This is a genomic window from Agrobacterium sp. 10T429 (genome assembly GCF_056393925.1).
Window position 1 is genome coordinate 23,652 of record NZ_JBFTGV010000004.1, and the last position, 21,113, is coordinate 44,764.

Here is a 21,113-nt window from a genome sequence, read left to right on the forward strand (position 1 = left end):
AAGACTTCTTTATATCGTTATTGCCAGATCGTTTTTGGCCTGCTAAACCGCTGCTACGTTTAAAAGCCGGGCCAATAGGCATGGCATTTCTGATCTGGAGAACTTCATGAGCCTTGAGAAGGACTACATCATCGCCGATATCAACCTTGCCGCATTCGGCCGCAAGGAACTGGACATCGCCGAAACCGAAATGCCTGGCCTTATGTCCTGCCGCAAGGAATTCGGCGAGAGCAAGCCCCTGAAGGGCGCGCGTATTACCGGTTCTCTTCACATGACGATCCAGACCGGCGTTCTGATCGAGACGCTAAAGGAACTGGGCGCAGACATCCGCTGGGCGTCCTGCAACATTTTCTCGACGCAGGACCATGCCGCAGCAGCCATTGCAGCGGCCGGCATTCCTGTTTTCGCGGTCAAGGGTGAGAGCCTGACGGAATATTGGGAATATACCGACAAGATCTTCCAGTGGACCGATGGCGGCCTCTCCAACATGATCCTCGATGATGGCGGCGATGCCACCATGTACATTCTGCTCGGCGCGCGCGCCGAAGCCGGTGAGGACGTTCTTTCCAACCCCGGTTCGGAAGAAGAGGAAATTCTTTTCGCGCAGATCAACAAGCGCCTCAAGGCTTCCCCCGGCTGGTTCACCAAGCAGCGTGACGCGCTGAAGGGCGTGACGGAAGAAACGACGACAGGCGTTCATCGTCTCTACGATCTCGCCAAGAAGGGCCTCCTGCCCTTCCCGGCCATCAACGTCAACGACAGCGTCACCAAGTCCAAGTTCGACAACAAATACGGCTGCAAGGAATCGCTGGTAGACGGCATTCGCCGCGCAACCGACGTGATGATGGCTGGCAAGGTTGCCGTGGTCTGCGGTTACGGCGATGTCGGCAAGGGTTCCGCCGCCTCGCTGCAGGGCGCTGGCGCCCGCGTGAAGGTCACGGAAATCGACCCGATCTGCGCGCTTCAGGCCGCCATGGACGGTTTCGAGGTCGTTCGCCTGGAAGACGTTGTGTCTTCCGCTGACATCTTCATCACCACCACCGGCAACAAGGACGTCATCCGCATCGAGCACATGCGCGAGATGAAGGACATGGCCATCGTCGGCAATATCGGCCATTTCGACAATGAAATTCAGGTCGCTTCGCTGCGTAACCTCAAGTGGACAAACATCAAGCCGCAGGTCGACATGATCGAGTTCCCGAAGGGCAACCGCATCATCCTGCTGTCCGAAGGCCGCCTGCTGAACCTTGGTAATGCCACAGGTCACCCTTCCTTCGTCATGTCGGCGTCGTTCACCAACCAGGTGCTGGGCCAGATCGAGCTTTTCACCAAGCCGGGTGAATACAAGAACGAAGTCTACGTGCTGCCGAAGCACCTCGACGAAAAGGTTGCACGCCTTCATCTCGAGAAGCTTGGCGTGCGCCTGACCGAACTTTCCGACCTTCAGGCTGATTATATCGGCATCTCGAAGCAGGGTCCGTTCAAGGCAGAACACTACAGATATTAATTTCATAGTTAATATCCACTGAAATTACACAATATGTAGATGCCGTGCGCTTGACAAAGCGCGCGGCATCTTTTTTGCGCGCTCCCTTTCCGCAGATTTATGAAGACGGTATTGTCATCGAACTTGATTCGGACACGCCAAAGGGCGGCGGGGACGAAATGGGATGTCTTGTCGAAGATGCGGCACATAGGACGGAGACAGACCGGGGATGACGGTTCACAATTCGGATCTGCGCGAGCAGACAGTTCAACGCGTTGAAAACACGCATGCTGGCGTGGCATTGGGCGCGGCCATGGCGCGTTGCCGGCTGGCGATCAGTGCTGTGCGGACAGGCTTTTCGCGGCTTCCCGTCCTGATGTCCGGCACGGTTCTCGCCGGCTCTGCAAATGTGGCGCTGGCGCAGGACGGTCTTGTCGCAAAGACCGGCGCGCGGCTGTTTTCATCCGGAGAAACCATCACCTATTCGCTTTTTGTCGGCATGCTTTCGGCAACGCTGTTTTCCGTCGTCTGGCTGGTGCGCCAGCGCGGTAATATCGAGGCGGAGAGCGGTGAATACCGCAAGGCGCTGGCAGAATCCCACCACAAGATCGCGAAATACGAGGCGCTTATCTCCGACAAGAGCCGGCGCATCGTCATCTGGGACGGCGTGGACAAGCGCCCCGAATTTCTGGGGCAGCTGCCCGTAGAGACGGGCGCACCGCAGGCGGATCACGATTTTCTGGCCTTCGGGCGCTGGCTGAAGCCATCATCCGCGAGCCAGCTTGAAAAATCCCTCGAAAAACTTCGCAGCCACGCACAGAGTTTCGATCTGACCATCGAAACGCAGCGCGGCGAAGTCATTGAAGTTCAAGGCCGGGTTTCCGGCGGCAATGCCTTCGCGCGTTTCGTCGCCCTCAACAACCTGCGCGCCGAACTGGCCGAATTGCAGGTGGAGCGCGAGCGCCTGATCGCCTCGGTCTCCACGTTTCAGGAACTTCTCGATTCAATCGAACAGCCCGTCTGGCGGCGCAATGGCGAAGGCGAACTCATATGGGTGAACCACGCCTATGCGCACGCTGTGGATGCGCGCGATGCCGAACAGACCATTCAGGAGAAACGCGAGCTTCTTAACACCGTTACCCGGCAGAAGATACGTGCGGCTGCCACGCCGAGTTCCCCCTACCACGATCGCATTTCGACGGTGGTTTCCGGAAACCGTACCTTCTTCGACGTTGTCGATATCAAGACGGCGGGCGGTTCTGCAGGCATCGCCATCGATGCCACCGAAGCGGAAACCACCCGCGAGGAAATGAAGCGGGTTCTGAAAAGCCACGCCGAAACGCTGGATCATCTCGCAACGCCCGTCGCCATTTTCGACGGCCGGCAGCGGCTGCAATTCTACAATCAGGCCTTTGCCACCCTGTGGGGCTTCGATCTGGTTTTTCTGGAATCCGGCCCCGATAATTCCGAGCTTCTCGACAGGCTGCGCACCGCCGGCAAATTGCCCGAGCAGCTGAACTGGAAAAACTGGAAAGAGACGGCACTCTCCGTTTACCGCTCTCTCGATACCAAGACCGATCTGTGGCACCTGCCCAACGGCCAGACGTTGCGGGTTATCGCGACCGCCCACCCGCAGGGTGGCGCGACATGGGTCTTCGAGAACCTGACCGAACAGGTCGATCTGCAGATGCGCTACAACACCTTGGTGAAGGTGCAGGGCGAAACCATCGACCATCTGGCCGAAGGTGTCGCCGTGTTTGGTGCGGACGGACGTATTCGCCTTTCCAACCCGGCATTCAGGGCCCTCTGGGGCGTTACCGCCGAGCAGGCGGAAACTGGAACCCACATCCGCGCCGTGGAGGCCGCCTGCACGCAATCCTACGACAAGCCGGATGGCTGGCGCTCTTTCAGCCAGTTCATCACCAGCTTTGACGATGAACGCCCGTCGAGACAGGGAACGCTGGAGCTACTATCCGGCCTGGTCCTCGACTACGCCATTATTCCGCTGCCGGATGCGCAGACCATGCTGACATTCGTCAACATGACTGACAGCGTGCGGGCCGAGCGGGCGCTCAAGGAAAAGAACGACGCACTGCTCAAGGCCGACGAGCTGAAGAACGATTTCGTACAGCACGTCTCTTATGAGTTGCGCTCGCCGCTGACCAATATCATTGGCTTCACCGATCTCCTGAAGACCCCGGGTATTGGAGAATTGACGGACCGGCAGGCAGAATATCTCGACCATATTTCCACCTCGTCCTCGGTTCTTCTGACCATCGTCAACGACATCCTCGATCTCGCGACCGTCGACGCGGGCATCATGCAGTTGAACTACTCGGACAACGATCTCAACGAATTGCTCGATGACGTTTCGGTGCAGATTGCCGACCGGCTACAGGAAAGCGGTATTTCGCTCGAGATCGTCGCACCCGCGCATCTCGGCAGTCTGGTGGCGGATCACCAGCGCCTGAAGCAGATCCTCATCAAGCTCCTCACCAATGCAATCAATTTTGCGCCGGAAGGGTCTTCCGTTCAGCTTTCATGCCAGCGCAGCGAGGGTGACTTCCTGTTCTCGGTGGCCGACAAGGGACCGGGTATCCCCGAAGACATGCTCAAGGCCGTGTTTGACCGCTTCGAGACGCGCGGCAACGGCGGACGGCGGACCGGCGCTGGCCTTGGCCTTTCTATAGTGGAAAGCTTCGTCAGCCTGCATCACGGCACTGTCAGCATCGACAGCCGGCCCGGCAACGGCACCATCGTCACCTGCCGCATTCCTTCGGGCGTGCACCCGCATTCCATCGCCGCAGAATGAGTGACGATATCCTGCCGATCACCCTTTCCCTTAATGGGGAGAAGGACACCATCCGGTTAGGCGAAGATCTGGCGCTGGCTTTGGGAGCTGGCGATTGCCTCGCGCTGATCGGAGATCTCGGCGCGGGCAAATCCACTCTCGCCCGCGCCTTCATCCGGGCGATGGCGGATGCACCTGATCTTGAAGTTCCAAGCCCCACATTCACGATCATCCAGACCTATCCAACACGTATTCCCGTTGCCCATCTTGATCTATACCGACTGTCTGACGTCTCGGAACTGGACGAACTCGGCATCGACGAGATGCTGGAAGACGGTATCTGCCTGATCGAGTGGCCTGATATTGCCGCCGACATCCTACCGCCAAACCAGACCATCAGCCTGCGGCTGGAGCACTCCGGTGACGGGCGTCTGGCCGTAATCGATGCTCCCGCGAAACAGAAAGCACGGCTTGAGCGCGTTTTTGCCATTCGCGATTTTCTTGCGAAAAATGGCAAGGGCGATGCGACCCGCCATTTCCTAAGCGGCGATGCTTCCACACGCGCCTATGAGACCATTTCCACCGATGGTCCGGACCTTATCCTGATGGACTGGCGACGCCCTTTGAGAGGTGCGATCGTTGCTGACGGCAAGACCTATGCGGAAATCGCCCATCTTGCCCAGAATGCCCGTTCCTTCGTGGCGATCGGCAATTATCTGCGAAATAGCGGCTTTCGCGCGCCTGAAATACTGGCGGCGGATACCGGTCAGGGCATTCTCCTCCTGGAGGACCTCGGGCGGGATGGGGTGCTTGCGCCTGATGGAACGCCGATTGAGGAACGTTATCTGCAAAGCGTCGCGTGCCTCGCCGCCCTTCATAAAGCTCCGGCACCGCGCAAGCTGCCGGTCGGTGACGGCAGCACCTACGAAGTGCCTCCTTTCGATCGACCGGCGATGAAGATCGAGGTGTCGCTGCTGGTGGAATGGTATCTGCCCCACAAACGCGGCAAATCACTGTCCGATACCGAGAAGCGTGACTATTATGCTCTTTGGGACGGCCTGATAGACGCGCTCAGTGGCTGCGAAAGCGGGCTACTTCTGCGCGATTTCCATTCGCCGAACATTCTCTGGCAAGAGCAAAATGCAGGCATACGGCAAGTCGGACTGATCGATTTTCAAGACGCGATGATCGGCCCGACTGCCTACGATCTCGCCTCCATCGTGCAGGATGCGCGGGTTACCATTTCGCCCGAACTGCAGGAACGCCTGCTTTCGCACTATCTCGACATTAGACGAGACGAGCCGTCCTTCGATGAGGCGTCCTTTCTCAAGGCTTTCGCCATCATGTCGGCGCAGCGCAACTGCAAACTGGCCGGTATCTGGGTAAGGCTGTTGGAACGCGATGGCAAACCCGGTTATATGAAACATATGCCAAGGACGTTTCGCTATCTTTCCGCAGCGCTTTCGCATCCCGAACTGGCACCGCTCAAAGACTGGTGCGTCCACATGGGCATGGAATTTTAAAGACTGAAAGACGGTTGACCACAATGACGATCAAGAACGCGATGGTGCTGGCCGCCGGGCTCGGCACCCGGATGCGCCCGATCACGGATACGATCCCGAAACCGCTCGTCAAGATCGCCGGCAAACCGATGATCGACTACGCGCTCGACGCCCTTGTCGAGGCCGGCGCCGAGAAGATCGTCGTCAACGTCCATCACCATGCCGATCAGATGATCGCCCATCTTGAAACCCGTACCGACGCCGAAATCCTGATTTCCGACGAGCGGTCGCAGCTGATGAATTCCGGTGGCGGGCTTGCCAAGGGCCTGAAACTTCTGGAGCCAGGTCCCGTCTTCGTCATGAATGCCGATCTTTTCTGGATTGGCGAACAGCTGAATGCCGTCAGCAACCTGCGCAAGCTTGCGCAATTCTTCGATGCCACGCGCATGGATATGGCGATGCTCTGCGTCGATATGGACCGTACCACCGGTCATAACGGCAAGAGGGATTTCAACCTCTCTTCGGATGGTAGACTGGCGCGGTATCGCGACGGGGACACGAACCCGGTGGTTTATGCCGGGGCCATTGCCATGGATTCGCACCTGCTGGATGATGCGCCGGGGGATGCTTTCAACTTGAATATCTATTTCGACCGCGCCATCGAGAAAGAACGACTTTTCGGACTTTCACTGGATGGCCACTGGATCACCGTCGGCACTCCCGATGCTATAGACGATGCCGAAAGTATCATCCGGCAATTCAGGGAAAAGCGCTCTGCATGACTTTCACCCATCACGCAAAGCGCGTCCTGACGATCGCTGCGGGAACACCGTTCCTCAAAACGCTCGCGGAAACGCTGTGTGACGGGACACTGACAGCCGGCTATAAATATGACCCTGCGGATCCGCTTTCGCTTGCCAAGGTGACGATCTATGTTCCGACCCGGCGCTCCGCCCGCGTGCTGCGCTCAGAGTTTGTCGATCTTCTGGGCGGTCGTTCCGCCATTTTGCCACTGATCCGGCCGCTCGGCGAAACCGATGACGACAGCGGCTTCTTCGAGATCGAAAATCCTGAGATCATGGATCTGGCGCCCCCGATTTCCGGCACCGGCCGGCAAATCGAGCTGGCGCGCCTCATTCTGGCATGGCGCAACAGCCTGCCGGACGCCATCAGGGCCATCCATTCGGACTCACCACTTGTCGCACCAGCCAGCCCTGCCGACGCCATATGGCTGGCGCGCGCGCTTGGCGAAGTGATCGATGCGATGGATACGGAAGAAAAGGAATGGGAGGCGCTCGCGCATCTCGATACCGGCGATCACGCCCAATGGTGGCAGCTGACGGCGGATTTCCTGAAAATCGCCAGCGTCTTCTGGCCTGCCCGTCTTGCCGAACTCAATCGAACTTCCGCAGGCCGACATCGCAACGGCATCCTGAGGGCGGAGGCGAACCGGCTTGCCAACCTGCCGGACACCGGACCGATCGTCGTTGCGGGCTCCACGGGCTCAATTCCGGCAGCAGCAGACCTTATCGCCTCTGTCGCCTCGCTGCCCCAGGGCGTCGTCGTGCTTCCGGGCCTCGATCTTACGATGCCGGAGGAGCAATGGGAGGCTATTGCCGAGGACCCTACTGATCCTTCAAGCCGCACCCATTCGCAATACGGGCTCTACATGCTGTTGCAGAAGCTCGACATCATGCGAGACGATGTCGTTCAGATCGGCGTCATCGATAGCGATCTTGAAAAACGCGCGGCGGTTTTTTCGGCAGCACTTGCTCCTGCCAAATCCACCAGTGACTGGAACCGCTGGCGTGAGGACAAGCAACCCGGATTTTTCGACGATGCTTTTGCGGCAGCGACCCTGATAGAAGCTGCCAACGAGCGCGAAGAGGCAACCGCAATTGCGGTGGCGCTGCGGCTGGCGCTTGAAGCGCCGGGCGCTGGCCGCCCGTCTCAGGCCGCGCTGATCACGCCCGATCGCGGACTGGCCAGGCGCGTGGCGACGGAATTGCAGCGCTTCGGTATCGAAGCCGACGATTCCGCCGGTACGCCGCTTTCCGCCACGCCGCAGGCCGGACTGACGCAACTCGCACTGGAAGCTATCCTCAGGCCCGGAGATCCGGTGCCGGTCATTTCCCTTCTGAAACATCCGCTCAGCCGTTTCGGGCTTTCGCTGGAGGCTTTTACAAAAGCATCAAAGGCGCTGGAATTGATCGCACTTAGAGGCGGCCGCGTCGAAACCGAAATCGGCAATCTGGAGGCGGTTCTCGATGCGCAACTGGCGGCACAGCGCGATGACCGGCATCCGCCTGCCTGGAGGCTGGCACTGCCCGAGGGAAGCGTAGACGCCGCGCGCGATCTGGCACGCCGGATCGCCGTTTCGACAGAGCCGCTTGGCAGCGCATTCGTTCGTCGCGACCGCTCAGGCCGGTCTTTCACGGACAAATTGCCGCTTTCCGATTGGGCCGAGCGGACGGGCCGGGTGATCGAAGCCATCTGCGCGGATGACAACAACGATCTTGCCACTCTCTGGTCCGGCGAGGCAGGCGACAAGCTTTCCGGCCTGTTTGGCGAATTGATGGAAAGCGGCGAAATCCTTGATGCGGATGGTCCGCAATGGGCTGATATCTTCGCGGCACTGGTGGCTGGCGAATCGATCAAGCCGCGATCCATGCGCCATCCGCGCATTTTCATTTTCGGTGCCCTTGAGGCAAGACTGCAAAGCGTCGACACTGTCGTGATCGGCGGTCTCAATGAAGGGCTTTGGCCGGGCCAGACGGCAAACAACCCGTTTCTGTCCCGCAACATGAAGACAGCCATCGGTCTGGAACCGCCGGAGCGGCGCATCGGCCAGCTGGCGCACGATTTCGAGATGGCGAACGGGACACGGCAGATTTTCTACAGCCGCGCGCTCAGACAGGGCTCGACACCCGCAGTCGCATCGCGCTGGCTGCAGCGATTGCTGGCACTCGGCGGCGAGGATTTTGCCGACCAGCTGAAGAAGCGCGGCGAGACCTATCGCCACTGGGCGGCACTGATGGATGCGAGCATCGACCAGGAAGCAGCAAAGCGCCCTGCCCCCAAACCGCCGGCCGACTTGCAGCCGAAGAGCTATTCCTTCAGCGAAGTGGGCAGGCTGCGCCGTGACCCCTATTCGATCTACGCGCGGCGTATCCTGAAGCTCAACCCGCTTGATGGCTTCAACCGCGATCCCAATGCCGCCGACCGTGGCACGCTCTATCATGCAATCATCGAGCGCTATTCCCGCGAGGGGCATATTCCCGGCACGCCGGCATCGCTCGAGGCCATGCAGCGTATTCTGGATGAAAGTTTCGACGCGGAAGATCTTCCTGCACATGTCGATGTCATCTGGCGCCCGCGATTCGAGGCGGTGGCACGCGCCTTCATCGACTGGGAGAAAGAACGACATCCATCCATCCGCCGCAGCTTTTTCGAGGCGCGTGCCGGACAGGAAATCCCCGAGGCAGGAATAAGGCTGACCGGCATCGCCGACCGCATAGATATCAAGACCGGCGGTCAGGCGGATATTATCGACTACAAAACGGGGCTTGCGCCTTCAGTCAATCAGGCGCGCGCGCTGCTCGACCCCCAGCTCGCGCTGGAAGCGGCAGCACTGATGCGGGGTGCCTTCCGCGAGGCGGGTTCGCAGACACCTGAAAACCTTATCTATGTGCGCCTGCGGCCGGGTACCCGTTTTTTTGCCGACCAGGTTAACAACGAACACTCCAACCGGGGTGGCAAAAAAGCACCGAAATCGGCAATTGAGCTGGCAACCGAATCAATCGATCAGCTGGCCAAGTTCGTGCGTTCGCTGCGTGATGGCGAGAACGGTTTTGCCTCGCGGCTGGTGCCGGAGGAGCAGCAGTCCTACGGTGGGGAATACGACCACCTCGCCCGCGTTTCGGAATGGTCGACGGCAGAACCGGGAGACGGCGATGATGATTGACCCTATCGATCACGGGCCTGCCACGGACACCCCGCAAAGCTGGATAGACTGGACGAGCGACCGGCAGCGGCTCGCCTCCGATCCGGCAAGTTCCGCCTGGGTTTCGGCCAATGCCGGTTCCGGCAAGACCCATGTGCTGACCCAGCGCGTCATCCGCCTGCTTCTGGCCGGGTGCCGACCCTCCGCAATTCTGTGCCTCACCTATACCAAGGCAGCGGCGTCCGAAATGTCGAGCCGCGTTTTCGACCGTCTGGCGGAATGGGCTACGTTGCCGGATAACGATCTTGGGGATCGCGTCGCTGCCATCGAAGGAAAGATGCCGGATCGCATCAAGCTGGCCGAAGCGCGGCGGCTGTTCGCCAAGGCGCTGGAAACGCCCGGTGGGCTGAAGATCCAGACGATCCACGCCTTCTGCGAAGCCTTGTTGCATCAGTTCCCGCTGGAGGCCAATGTCGCCGGCCACTTCTCCGTCCTTGATGACCGCGCCGCAACAACCCTGCTGGCCGAGGCACGTCGGTCGCTTTTAACGGCGGTTTCGACGGAGGGAGACACCGATCTCACGCAGTCTCTCGCTTATGTGCTTGATTTGGCGGACGAAAGCGGGCTCGAATCGCTACTCACCGCCATCATCGCCAATCGCAGCGCCCTTCGTGCCTTTTTGATCGATGCAAAACAGGCTGATGGCATCGATGCCCAATTGCGGCAGGCAATGCAGATAGACGCGGGTGAAACCGAAGAAACGGCAGCGGCGGCATTCTGGCCCTTGCCAGGTCTCTCGGGGCTTTCCCTCGATACCTATCTGACGCTTGCCGATGAAGTGGGCGGATCGCGCGTCATAGATGTCGCTTATGCCCTGCGGGAAGCGAAACGGCAGACGGATTCCGTGCGGCGCATGGAATTCATCGAAGCTGCGCTGTTGACAGCCAAGGGCGAGAAAAAATCCGATGCCTATGTCATCAACAAGGGCATGCAGAAATCCGCACCCGATCTCGTCGACGCGCTGACGCTTGCGCGGGACCATGTCGTGGCCTGTCGCAACCGCTATCGTCTGGTGCGAATGCTGGAGGCGACGAAATGCGCGCTTGTTCTGGCTGAGAGACTGATCGGCGATTTCGAGGATCTGAAAAAGCAGCGAAGCCAGCTCGATTTTGAGGATCTGATCGAGCGCGCCGCCAATCTCCTCAACCGCGATACGGCGGGCGCCTGGGTACATTACAAGCTAGATCAGGGTATCGACCATATCCTCGTCGATGAGGCGCAGGATACCAGCCCTGTGCAATGGTCGATCATCCAGTCGCTGGCGGCGGACTTCTTCAGCGGCGAGAGCGCCCGCATGGGGCGGCGCACGCTTTTTGCCGTCGGTGATGAAAAGCAATCGATCTATTCGTTCCAGGGCGCGCGACCGGAGCGGTTTTCGCAGGAGCGCGACGAGACCAAAAGGCGTGTCGATTCGGTGGAGCAGGCATTTCACCGCATCCGCCTGCCGCTGTCCTTCCGTTCCACGGAAGATGTGCTGGCCGCCGTCGATCAGGTCTTTTCGGACCCTAAAAATGCCAGCGGCCTCAGCGCCGATAACGAGCCAGTCGAACACCGCTCCAACCGCGCCGGCCACCCCGGCACCGTGGAAGTCTGGGATATGGTGGCGCCGGAAACCGCCGAGGACGAAGAAGACTGGACGGCGCCTTTCGATGCACTTCGGGAAAGCGCGCCGGCCACCATCGTTGCCCGCCGGATCGCCGCGCGCATTGCCGGCATGATCGGCAACCAGACAATCATCGAAAAGGGCGTGGAACGCGCTATTGAGCCCGGCGATATTCTTGTGTTGGTTAGAAAACGCCATGCTTTCGTCAATGCGCTGACCCGTGAGCTGAAACGGCGCAAGAACATTCCCGTCGCCGGTGCCGACCGTCTTCGCCTGACCGATCACATCGCCGTGCAGGACCTTCTGGCGCTTGGCCGTTTTGTCGTGCTGCCTGAGGATGACCTTTCTCTGGCCGCGCTGTTGAAAAGCCCGCTTTTCAATCTCTCCGAAGACGATGTTTTCGACGTCGCTGCCACGCGATCCGATACGGAGAGCGTGTGGCAAAGATTGCAGACGCTTTCGCAAGACGAGAACAGCCGCTTCTCCGTAGTCGCCAACAAGCTCAAGAACTTTATCGCGCTTTCGAAAACGGCAACGGTGCATGATTTCTTCGCTGCGGTTCTGACCCTGCATGACGGGCGCAAAAAATTCCTGGGTCGTCTCGGCAACGAGGCGAGCGATGTTCTGGACGAGTTCCTGTCCTTTGCGCTTGACCATGAAAGGACCGGCTTGCCCGGCCTGCAAGCCTTCCTATCCGTCCTGGAAACGGATTCGCCGGAGGTGAAACGCGAACAGGACAAGGATCGCGGTGAAGTGCGGATCATGACCGTGCACGCCTCCAAGGGTCTTGAAGCGCCGGTTGTTTTTGTGGTCGATGGCGGTTCGAAGGCCTTCAACCACAGTCATGTCCCGAAACTGCGCTTCGTTGAAGCAGACGGGGATGCCTTCCCCGTCTGGCTGCCTGGCAGCGGTTTTTCCAATCATCTCATTCGCGCCGATGAGGAACGCCTGAAGACGGCCGCGGAAGACGAATATCGTCGGCTGCTTTATGTGGCGATGACACGTGCCGCCGATCATCTGGTCGTTTGCGGTTATCGCGGCCAGAAGGAAAATCCCGAATGCTGGCACGCCATCGTCAAGACAGCACTTGCCGACAATGAAAAGCACTGCCAGCCGCAACAGTTTATGGCCGATGGTGAAGAGTGGCAGGGGCTTGTCTGGCGCAAGTCCGATGCTCGTTCGACCCCCGCTCCGCAAAGGCTGCCTGAACCACAGACGCAAGAAGAATATGCTCTCCCGGCGGGGCTTCTTACCCCCTTGCCCGCCCTGCCATCATTGCCGAGGCCACTCAGCCCTTCCGGCGCGGGCACCATCATTGATGACGGTGCGGACGATCTTGCCGTGCGTTCGCCGCTTTTTGGCGAAAAAGCCGATGTCTCCTCGTTGGCATTGCAACGCGGTCGGCTGGTGCATCGCATGCTGCAGGCCCTGCCGGATTTTGCCGAGAGTGAGCGGGAAGAGGCAGCTCGCCGTTATGCCGAACGTGCCGCACGGTTCTGGCCGTCTGCCGAGCGCGAACATCTGATACGGGCGGTTTTGCGGGTCATGTCCGAACCAGCGGTGCAGCCGGCATTTTCGCCCAATAGCCGCGCAGAAGTTTCCATTATGGGGACCATGACGATCGGCAGGCAGCATTATGCGGTTTCCGGCCGTATCGACCGGCTGGCGGTGGATGGCGACCGCGTCATTCTGGTCGACTACAAGACGAACCGCGTGCCGCCGCGCGACGCGCACGAGATACCCTTCTCCCACACGGCACAGCTTGCCATCTATCGCGAAATTCTGTCACCGCTTTATCCCGGCAAGGAATTTGTCTGCGCGCTGATTTATACGGAAAATGCCGCTTTTATGACGGTTGGTGACGATGCCATGATGCAAGCCCTTGCCGCAATAAAGACAAAGTGAGATACCGGGGCATTGAAATTTCGACGCGCCCGCATCACATCGATAGTGGAAAAGATTCACTGAAAGGAGAGCCAGATATGGCTACCGTAAAAGTCGACGCCGCCAACTTCCAGTCCGAAGTCCTCGAATCCTCCGAACCAGTCGTGGTGGATTTCTGGGCCGAATGGTGCGGCCCGTGCAAAATGATCGCGCCGAGCCTTGAAGAAATTTCGTCCGAGCTTGCCGGCAAGGTCAAGGTCGCGAAGCTCAACATCGACGAAAACCCGGAACTGGCTGCCCAGTTCGGCGTTCGCTCAATCCCGACTCTTGCCATCTTCAAGAGCGGCGAAGTGGCTGACATCAAGGTCGGTGCTGCGCCCAAGACAGCGCTTTCGGCCTGGATTTCCGGCGCCGCGTAAGCGACTTTCCATGGAATAAAGAAAAGCCCGGCAGCGATGCCGGGCTTTTTTATTCGGGAACCGTACCGTTCAATGCAAGCGCGTTTCCGGCAAGATAAAGCGAGCCGCCGATCAGGATGCGCGGCGGCGGCCCTTCGGGATCGAAGCGACGCGATAGCTCGTCCAGCGCCTCGGTCAGCGAAGATGTAGGTGCCGCAACCAGACCGGCATCAAAGGCCGCATGGGCAAGCACGACGGGATCGATCGCGGCATCTGTACCGCCGATCGGAACCGTGAAGACATACTCCGCGATATCGGCGAAAGCCTTGAAATAGCCCACCGGATCCTTGGTGTTGATCATGCCGGCAATGATGAACAGCGGGCGCGGTGTCTTTTCTTCAAACCCCGCCATTGCCTCGGCAATGACTTCGCCCGCGCCCGGGTTGTGACCACCATCGATCCAGATTTCCGCATCCTTCGGAGCGATTTCAGCGATTTTTCCGGTTAGAACACGCTGAAGACGGCCGGGCCATTCCACTGTTGTCATGGCCTTTTCGATCATCCGCTCCGTCACCTCAAAACCGGCAGCCTTGACGGCCCGGATCGCGGCAGCGGCATTGGCAAGCTGGTGTCGACCGGGAAGACGTGGCAGCGGCGCGTCGGTCAGGCCGAATTCATCCTGGTAGACCATACGGCCGAATTCTTCATGGGCGGAAAAATCCTGCCCATAGACTGATGCCGGGCAACCAAGACGCTCAGCCGTGGAAACGAGGGTATCCAGCGCCGCATCATACTGCTGATGACCAATGACGACAGGGAAACCCGACTTCATGATGCCGGCCTTTTCAGCGGCAATCAGTTCCACCCGGTCGCCGAGATAGGCCTGATGATCGAGCGATATCGGCATGATAACGGAAACGGCCGGGTTGTTGATCACATTTGTCGCATCGAAGCGCCCACCGAGCCCAACCTCGACCACGGCAGCATCTGCCGGATGCTCCGCGAAGAGCAGAAACATCGCGGCGGTCAGAATTTCGAAAACCGTTATCATCTGGCCGCCGTTGGCAGCTTCGATGCGGCGCAGCGCATCCGCAAAGACGGCATCATCGACATAACGGCCTTTTTCGCCGGAAACGCCGATGCGATAACGTTCATGCCAGTTCACGAGATGCGGAGAGGTGTGAACGTGCACGGAAAGTCCTGCCGCCTCCAGTAATGCGCGGCAAAAGGCCGTAACCGAACCCTTGCCGTTGGTGCCTGCGACATGAATAACCGGCGGCAACCTTTTCTGAGGGCTGCCTAGTTTTTCCAGAAGACGGGAAATTCTGTCCAGTGAAAGATCAAAACCCTTGGGGTGAAGCTGCATCAGCTTTTCGATGATCTGTTCGGCCTCGCCGATTGCGGGCTTCGTCATATCTTCTGTTCGCCTTTCAGGCGTTGTATTAGCCATTTGTCCGCCGCACCCGAGATGAAATCATGCAACGTGTAACGTCATCCCGAAGGCGCTTCCCGCCTCCGGGCGACATATTTTTCCGTCAGGCCGAAGCCGCAAGCGGAATGACCGCGTTTGCTTCTGCCGGAGCCTTCATCATGATCTTGAGAAGGCTTGCCAGCGTATCGGGAATTTCGCGGCGATCGATCACCATATCCACCATGCCGTGCTCCAGCAGGTATTCCGATGTCTGGAAGCCTTCCGGGAGCTTTTCGCGAATGGTCTGTTCGATCACGCGCTTGCCCGCAAAGCAGATTTCGGCGCCCGGCTCGGCGATATGCACGTCACCCAGCATGGCGTAGGAAGCAGTGACACCACCCGTCGTCGGGTTCGTCAGAACCACGATGTAGGGCATGCCCGCTTCTTTCAGCATGTTGACAGCAACCGTGGTGCGCGGCAGCTGCATCAGCGACAGAATGCCTTCCTGCATACGGGCGCCACCGGAGGCCGGGAACATGACCAGCGGGCAACGCTCTGAAATGGCGCGCTCGAACGCCTTGACGATGGCTTCGCCGGCCGCGATGCCGAGAGAACCGCCCATGAACTGGAATTCATGCACAACGGCAACGATCTTCAGGCCTTTCAGGAGACCAACGCCGGCAAGGATAGTATCTTCCTGCTCTGTCTTCGTGCGGCTGTCGCGCAGACGGTCGGTGTATTTCTTGGAATCGCGGAACTTCAGCGGATCCTGCGCTACCTTCGGCTGCGGCAAGGCCTCATAGACGCCACCATCGAAAAGATCGACGAGACGCGCCTTTGCCGGCATCTTCATGTGGTAACCGGAAGCGGGAATGACCCACTTGTTATCTTCCAGATCCTTGTGGAAGACCATCTCGCCCGTTTCCGGGCACTTGATCCACAGGTTCTCAGGAACCTCCGGGCGGCGGCCAAGCATGGAATTGATCCGGGGCCGTACGTAATTGGTGATCCAGTTCAACTGACTACTCCTGACTGGGCCGCGCGCTTATTCCGCAGCGGCAAGGCGCGACGCACGCACGCCCGTTGAAAGTCCTTTTACCAGCGTCGTGACGGATGGCACGGTATCGGCGGTTGCCTGCCCGTCCTTCGTCAGACTGCCGGCAATCTGGTTGACGATGGCCGAACCGACCACCACGCCATCCGCCACGGCACCGATCGCTTTGGCATGATCGGCCGTCTTGACACCAAAACCGACGCAAACCGGCAGTTCCGTATGCGCCTTGATACGACCGACCGCGCCAGAGATCAACGAGGGATCGGGCAGTGCGGAACCGGTAATACCGTTCATCGATACGTAATAGACGAAACCTGAGGTATTTTTAAGAACGGTCGGCAAGCGCTTGCCATCCGTCGTCGGCGTGGCGAGACGGATGAAATTCACGCCGCGGGCCAAGGCGGGCACGCAAAGCTCATCATCCATTTCAGGCGGCAGATCGACCACGATCAGACCATCGACGCCAGCCGCCAACGCATCGTCCAGAAATTTGTCGACGCCGTAGATGTAGATCGGATTGTAATATCCCATCATCACGATCGGGGTCGCGTCGTCTTCCTTGCGGAACTCGCGGGCGAGATCGAGTGTGGTTTTCAGCGTCTGGCCGCCTTTCAGCGCGCGCTGTCCTGCCAGCTGGATCGCCGGGCCATCCGCCATCGGGTCGGAAAACGGCATGCCGAGCTCGATAACATCGGCGCCTGCTTCCGGCAGGGCCTTCATGATGCCGAGCGAGGTTTCAAAATCCGGGTCGCCGCCCATGAAATAGGTAATCAGAGCCGGGCGGTTTTCAGCGCGCAGATCGGCAAAGCGCTTGTCCATACGTGCAGTCATGTCTTACATTTCCATTCCGAGGAACTTGCTGACGGTGTGGACATCCTTGTCCCCACGACCCGAAAGATTCATCAGGATGATCTCATCCTTGCCCATCTTCGGTGCGCGCTTGATGACTTCCGCCAGCGCGTGGCTTGGCTCCAGAGCGGGAATGATGCCTTCGAGGCGGGTCAGCATCTGGAAGGCGTCCAGCGCCTCATGGTCCATGATCGGTACATATTCCACGCGGCCGATATCGTTCAGCCAGGAATGCTCAGGGCCGATGCCGGGATAATCGAGACCTGCGGAGATGGAATGGCCTTCCTTGATCTGGCCATCCGCATCCTGAAGAAGGTAGGTGCGGTTTCCGTGCAGAACGCCCGGCGAACCGGCCGTGATCGAAGCGCAATGCTCCTCGCCCGAAAGACCCCTGCCGCCAGCCTCGACGCCGACGATACGGACACTCTTGTCATCAAGGAAAGGATGGAAGATGCCGATGGCATTCGAGCCACCGCCGACAGCCGCAATGACCATATCCGGAAGACGGCCCTCCGCCTCCAGCATCTGTGCCTTTGCTTCCTCACCGATGACGGCCTGGAAATCGCGAACCATTTCCGGATAGGGATGCGGGCCGGCAGCTGTGCCGATCAGGTAATAGGTGTCATCGACATTGGTGACCCAGTCGCGCAGCGCCTCGTTCATGGCATCTTTCAGAGTGCCGTGGCCAGCCGTTACCGGCTTTACCTCAGCGCCCAGAAGCTTCATGCGGAAAACATTCGGCGCCTGACGGGCAACATCCGTCGCGCCCATATAAACGACGCAGGGCAGGCCGAAGCGTGCGGCGACGGTCGCCGAGGCAACGCCGTGCTGGCCGGCACCGGTTTCGGCAATGATGCGGGTCTTGCCCATGCGCTTGGCAAGCAGGATCTGGCCAAGGCAATTGTTGATCTTGTGCGAGCCGGTGTGATTCAGCTCTTCGCGCTTGAAATAGATCTTGGCGCCGCCCAGTTCGGCCGTCAGGCGTTCCGCGAAATAAAGCGGGCTCGGGCGGCCGGTGTAATGAGCGCCGAGATATTTGAGTTCTGCCTGAAATTCGGGATCGGTCTTTGCCTTCTCCCACTCCGCCTGCAAATCCAGAATAAGCGGCATCAGCGTTTCGGCAACGAAGCGGCCTCCGTAAATGCCAAAACGGCCGTCCTCATCGGGACCGGCGCGGAAAGAATTGGGTGTTGGCGCGTCGTTCACTTCAAGCTCCCTTTGGGCCTTTCGACCAATCATTCACCACATCGAAGAATGCATCAATCATCGCAAGATCCTTGACGCCCGGCGCGCTCTCCACACCGGACGACAAATCCAGTCCGCCAGCTCCGGTTTCGGCCAGAGCCTCCGCGACATTGTCCTTGTTCAATCCCCCGGAAAGCATGTAATCGATACTTCCGTCAAGAGAGCGCAGGATGGTCCAGTCGAAGGATACTCCGTTGCCGCCCGGCAAATCGGAACCCGCAGGCGCCTTGGCATCCAGCAGGAAACGGTCGGCTATGCCTATATAGGGATCAATCTTGGCAAGATCAGTGGCGTCGCGAACGGAAAGCGCCTTCATTACCGGAAGGCCGTAGAGTGCTTTGATGTTCAGCACCCTCTCCGGGCTTTCACTACCGTGCAATTGCAGAATATCCGGTCTCAGCAGATCAACGATCTCGTCCAGATCATCATTGTCGGCATTGACGGTAACGGCGACCACCTTTGCGGCGCCACGGACGGCTTCCGCCAGTCTGCCGGCGATATCGGGCTCGATGTTGCGGGGGCTCTTTTCAAAGAAAATAAAGCCGACATGGGAGGCGCCGCGCCTGACGGCACGCTCCAGCGCTTCCGGTGTCTTCAATCCGCAAATCTTGATATCCGGTTTCATACCCGCGACCTGACACGAAATGCGACAAGAGTCGAGCCAAATCGCACCCGTTTTCCATGGAATGTTTCACGTGAATCCAGATGGCGATGCACGCCTCCACTTTCAATCAAAATCGATGGCGTGGAGTTTAGAGCCGTGACGTTTCAGCCATTCCTTGGCTTCCTGCGTATGCGGGCAGAGTTTTTCGCACAGGGCCCAGAATTTCGGGCCGTGGTTCATTTCCCGCAGATGCGCGACCTCGTGGGCTGCGAGATAATCGATGACCTTTTCCGGAGCCATGACGATACGCCACGAGAAACTCAGATTTCCATCATGGGAACACGAACCCCAGCGGCTGCGGGTGTCCTTCATGCTGATGGATCGCACGGGCTTTCCGGCCGCGCTCGCGTGAACCGCAACAAGCCTCTCCAGATCAGTCTTCGCTTCCTTTTTCAAAAACATGGCCACCCGTCTGCGCAGGTGTTCGGGCGCTCCGCTGACTTTCAATACCGCGGTGCCGTCCTCGTCTTTGGAGATATGAGTCAGGCCACGCAGGCTGCCAGTGTGATGGATACGATGGGATACGCCGCGAATATCAACCGACGCACCATGACACAAACCGTCATCTGGGGTGATTTTCGAAAGCTTGCCTTCAATCCAGCCCTGATGCCTTTCGAGAAAATCATCCACCTGGCCATGGTGAAGCCCCATCGGGATCGTCAGCTTCAGGGCCCGGCCGCCGGGTTCGATGCGCAAGGTGATGCGCGTGGCGCGCGGGTTTTCCTTCACCGTAATGGGCACATGACGGCCAGCCACCTCGACGGTGCGCTGGCTGGGCGCTACCTTTTTCGGCGCCGGCGAATTCACGGATTTTCTGAGGAACGAAAACATGGACTGTTCATAGCCGATTCGACACCGGCTTGGCCACGCAAATGCGCGGCATCGCCTGGCTTCCAGCGCTAGACAGTCTGATTCTTGCGGATGAATTCCACCATGCGCGGCACAATCTCCTTGCGGAAACGCGACCCGTTGAAAACGCCGTAGTGACCGACGTCGGGCTGCATGTAGTGCGCACGCTTTTCATCGGGGATGTTCCGGCAAAGATCGTGCGCGGCTTTGGTCTGGCCCACACCGGAAATATCGTCGTTTTCGCCTTCCACGGTGAACAGCGCGACGTTACGAATGGCAGCGGGATCGACCGCCCTGCCCCTATGCTGCATGTTTCCCTTGGGAAGCGCGTGTTCGATGAAGACGGTTTCCACTGTCTGCAGGTAGAACTCCGCCGTCAAATCCATCACGGCCAGATATTCATCGTAAAAATCGCGATGCTTCTCAGCGGAATCGCCGTCGTTCTTGACGAGGTTCAGGTAGAAATCCTTGTGTGCCGTCATGTGCTTGTCGAGGTTCATAGACATGAAGCCGGATAATTGCAGGAAGCCGGGATAGACATTCCGGCCAAAAGCCGGCTGCGGCCACGGTACCTGCATGACGACATTGTCGCGGAACCATTCGATTGGCTTGGCCGTGGCCAGACCGTTGACAGCTGTGGGATTGATGCGCGTATCGATCGGACCGCCCATCAGCGTCATGGATGCAGGCGCGAAACCGTCACCATCGGCTTCCATCAGGGACACTGCGGCCAGAACCGGAACCGAGGGCTGACAAACGGCGACCACATGGGCGCCGGGCCCGATCTCGCGCAGCATATCGATGACGTAGCTGATGTAATCGTCGAGATCGAATGTCCCTTCGGTGACTGGCACCATGCGGGCATCGATCCAATCGGTGATATAGATATCCGCCGATGGCAGCAGCGCCTCGACCGTTCCCCGCAGCAATGTGGCGTAGTGGCCTGACATAGGCGCCACCAGCAGCACCTTCGGATCTGGTTTGCGGGCCGCATCGAGTTCTTTTTTGAAATGAACGAGATTGCAGAAGGGACGCGACCAGATGATCTCTTCAGTGACGGCAACGGTCCGGTCATCGACGGTGGTAGTCGCCAAACCGAACTCCGGCTTGATGTAACGGCGCGTCAGCCGCTCGAATACCTCAAAGCCTGCGTCGAGGCTTCGCCCGAAGGCGGTGCTGGAAAGCGGGTTCAAAGGATTGCTGCATGCCTGGCGCATCATATCGGCACCGGCGCGCAATGGCGCCATCGCCGCATGGTTCATTTCATAGAGGTGGTAGAACACTGATTACGCCTCCTCGCGGATCAAGCTCTTTTTTTGACCATAGCAGCTTTTCGCAACTGCACAAAATCGAAGGCGCCGGTGGTTTCCCTCC

General features: G+C 58.9%; 14 protein-coding genes. 7 read left to right on the plus strand and 7 right to left on the minus strand.

Translation table 11 applies throughout. The features are described from left to right. The first annotated feature begins 106 nt into the window (after positions 1-106). From ahcY to trxA, 7 genes are all read left to right on the plus strand, one after another. The gene (ahcY, locus tag AC1DCP_RS11515) at positions 107-1,507 is read left to right on the plus strand and encodes an adenosylhomocysteinase (protein ID WP_003516323.1); all 1,401 of its coding nucleotides are present in this window, start codon (positions 107-109) and stop codon (positions 1,505-1,507) included. Positions 1,508-1,715: 208 nt separating this feature from the next. Further along, positions 1,716-4,298 carry a sensor histidine kinase gene (locus tag AC1DCP_RS11520; RefSeq protein WP_065688742.1) on the plus strand — a complete coding sequence of 861 codons (2,583 nt, stop codon included), beginning with the start codon at positions 1,716-1,718 and terminating at the stop codon, positions 4,296-4,298. Then, positions 4,295-5,800: a tRNA (adenosine(37)-N6)-threonylcarbamoyltransferase complex ATPase subunit type 1 TsaE gene (gene tsaE, locus AC1DCP_RS11525; RefSeq protein WP_065688741.1), complete on the plus strand. Its 1,506-nt coding sequence runs from the start codon at positions 4,295-4,297 to the stop codon at positions 5,798-5,800. Before AC1DCP_RS11520 ends, tsaE begins: the two co-directional genes overlap by 4 nt. A 23-nt stretch (positions 5,801-5,823) precedes the next feature. Continuing rightward, positions 5,824-6,561 carry a nucleotidyltransferase family protein gene (locus AC1DCP_RS11530; protein WP_013635190.1) on the plus strand — a complete coding sequence of 246 codons (738 nt, stop codon included), beginning with the start codon at positions 5,824-5,826 and terminating at the stop codon, positions 6,559-6,561. Beyond that, positions 6,558-9,743, plus strand: a complete 3,186-nt coding sequence (addB, locus tag AC1DCP_RS11535; protein WP_013635189.1) for a double-strand break repair protein AddB — start codon at positions 6,558-6,560, stop codon at positions 9,741-9,743. The genes AC1DCP_RS11530 and addB overlap by 4 nt, the downstream gene beginning before the upstream one ends. Then, positions 9,733-13,290: a double-strand break repair helicase AddA gene (addA, locus tag AC1DCP_RS11540; protein ID WP_013635188.1), complete on the plus strand. Its 3,558-nt coding sequence runs from the start codon at positions 9,733-9,735 to the stop codon at positions 13,288-13,290. Before addB ends, addA begins: the two co-directional genes overlap by 11 nt. Before the next feature lie 77 nt (positions 13,291-13,367). Next, a complete protein-coding gene (trxA, locus tag AC1DCP_RS11545; RefSeq protein WP_003516334.1) occupies positions 13,368-13,688 on the plus strand; it encodes a thioredoxin in 321 nt (106 codons plus the stop codon). A 49-nt stretch (positions 13,689-13,737) separates the two neighbouring features. On the opposite strand, the gene AC1DCP_RS11550 is transcribed toward trxA, so the two are convergent. From AC1DCP_RS11550 to AC1DCP_RS11580, 7 genes are all read right to left on the minus strand, one after another. Then, complete coding sequence (locus AC1DCP_RS11550) at positions 13,738-15,117, minus strand: bifunctional folylpolyglutamate synthase/dihydrofolate synthase (protein WP_013635187.1); 1,380 nt, start codon at positions 15,115-15,117, stop codon at positions 13,738-13,740. A gap of 85 nt (positions 15,118-15,202) precedes the next feature. Then, positions 15,203-16,096: an acetyl-CoA carboxylase, carboxyltransferase subunit beta gene (gene accD / locus AC1DCP_RS11555; RefSeq protein ID WP_112153252.1), complete on the minus strand. Its 894-nt coding sequence runs from the start codon at positions 16,094-16,096 to the stop codon at positions 15,203-15,205. Positions 16,097-16,123: 27 nt separating this feature from the next. Next, a complete protein-coding gene (gene trpA, locus AC1DCP_RS11560) occupies positions 16,124-16,963 on the minus strand; it encodes a tryptophan synthase subunit alpha (protein ID WP_003516338.1) in 840 nt (279 codons plus the stop codon). A 3-nt stretch (positions 16,964-16,966) separates the two neighbouring features. Next, complete coding sequence (gene trpB / locus AC1DCP_RS11565) at positions 16,967-18,187, minus strand: tryptophan synthase subunit beta (protein WP_019565940.1); 1,221 nt, start codon at positions 18,185-18,187, stop codon at positions 16,967-16,969. Between the two features lies 1 nt (position 18,188). Beyond that, entirely contained in the window at positions 18,189-18,851 is a 663-nt protein-coding gene (locus AC1DCP_RS11570; RefSeq protein ID WP_065688736.1) for a phosphoribosylanthranilate isomerase, read from the minus strand. Between the two features lie 102 nt (positions 18,852-18,953). Continuing rightward, a complete protein-coding gene (locus AC1DCP_RS11575) occupies positions 18,954-19,721 on the minus strand; it encodes a M48 family metallopeptidase (RefSeq protein ID WP_065688735.1) in 768 nt (255 codons plus the stop codon). Between the two features lie 68 nt (positions 19,722-19,789). Then, the gene (locus tag AC1DCP_RS11580) at positions 19,790-21,022 is read right to left on the minus strand and encodes a polyhydroxyalkanoate depolymerase (RefSeq protein ID WP_019565942.1); all 1,233 of its coding nucleotides are present in this window, start codon (positions 21,020-21,022) and stop codon (positions 19,790-19,792) included. Between the last annotated feature and the right edge of the window lie 91 nt (positions 21,023-21,113).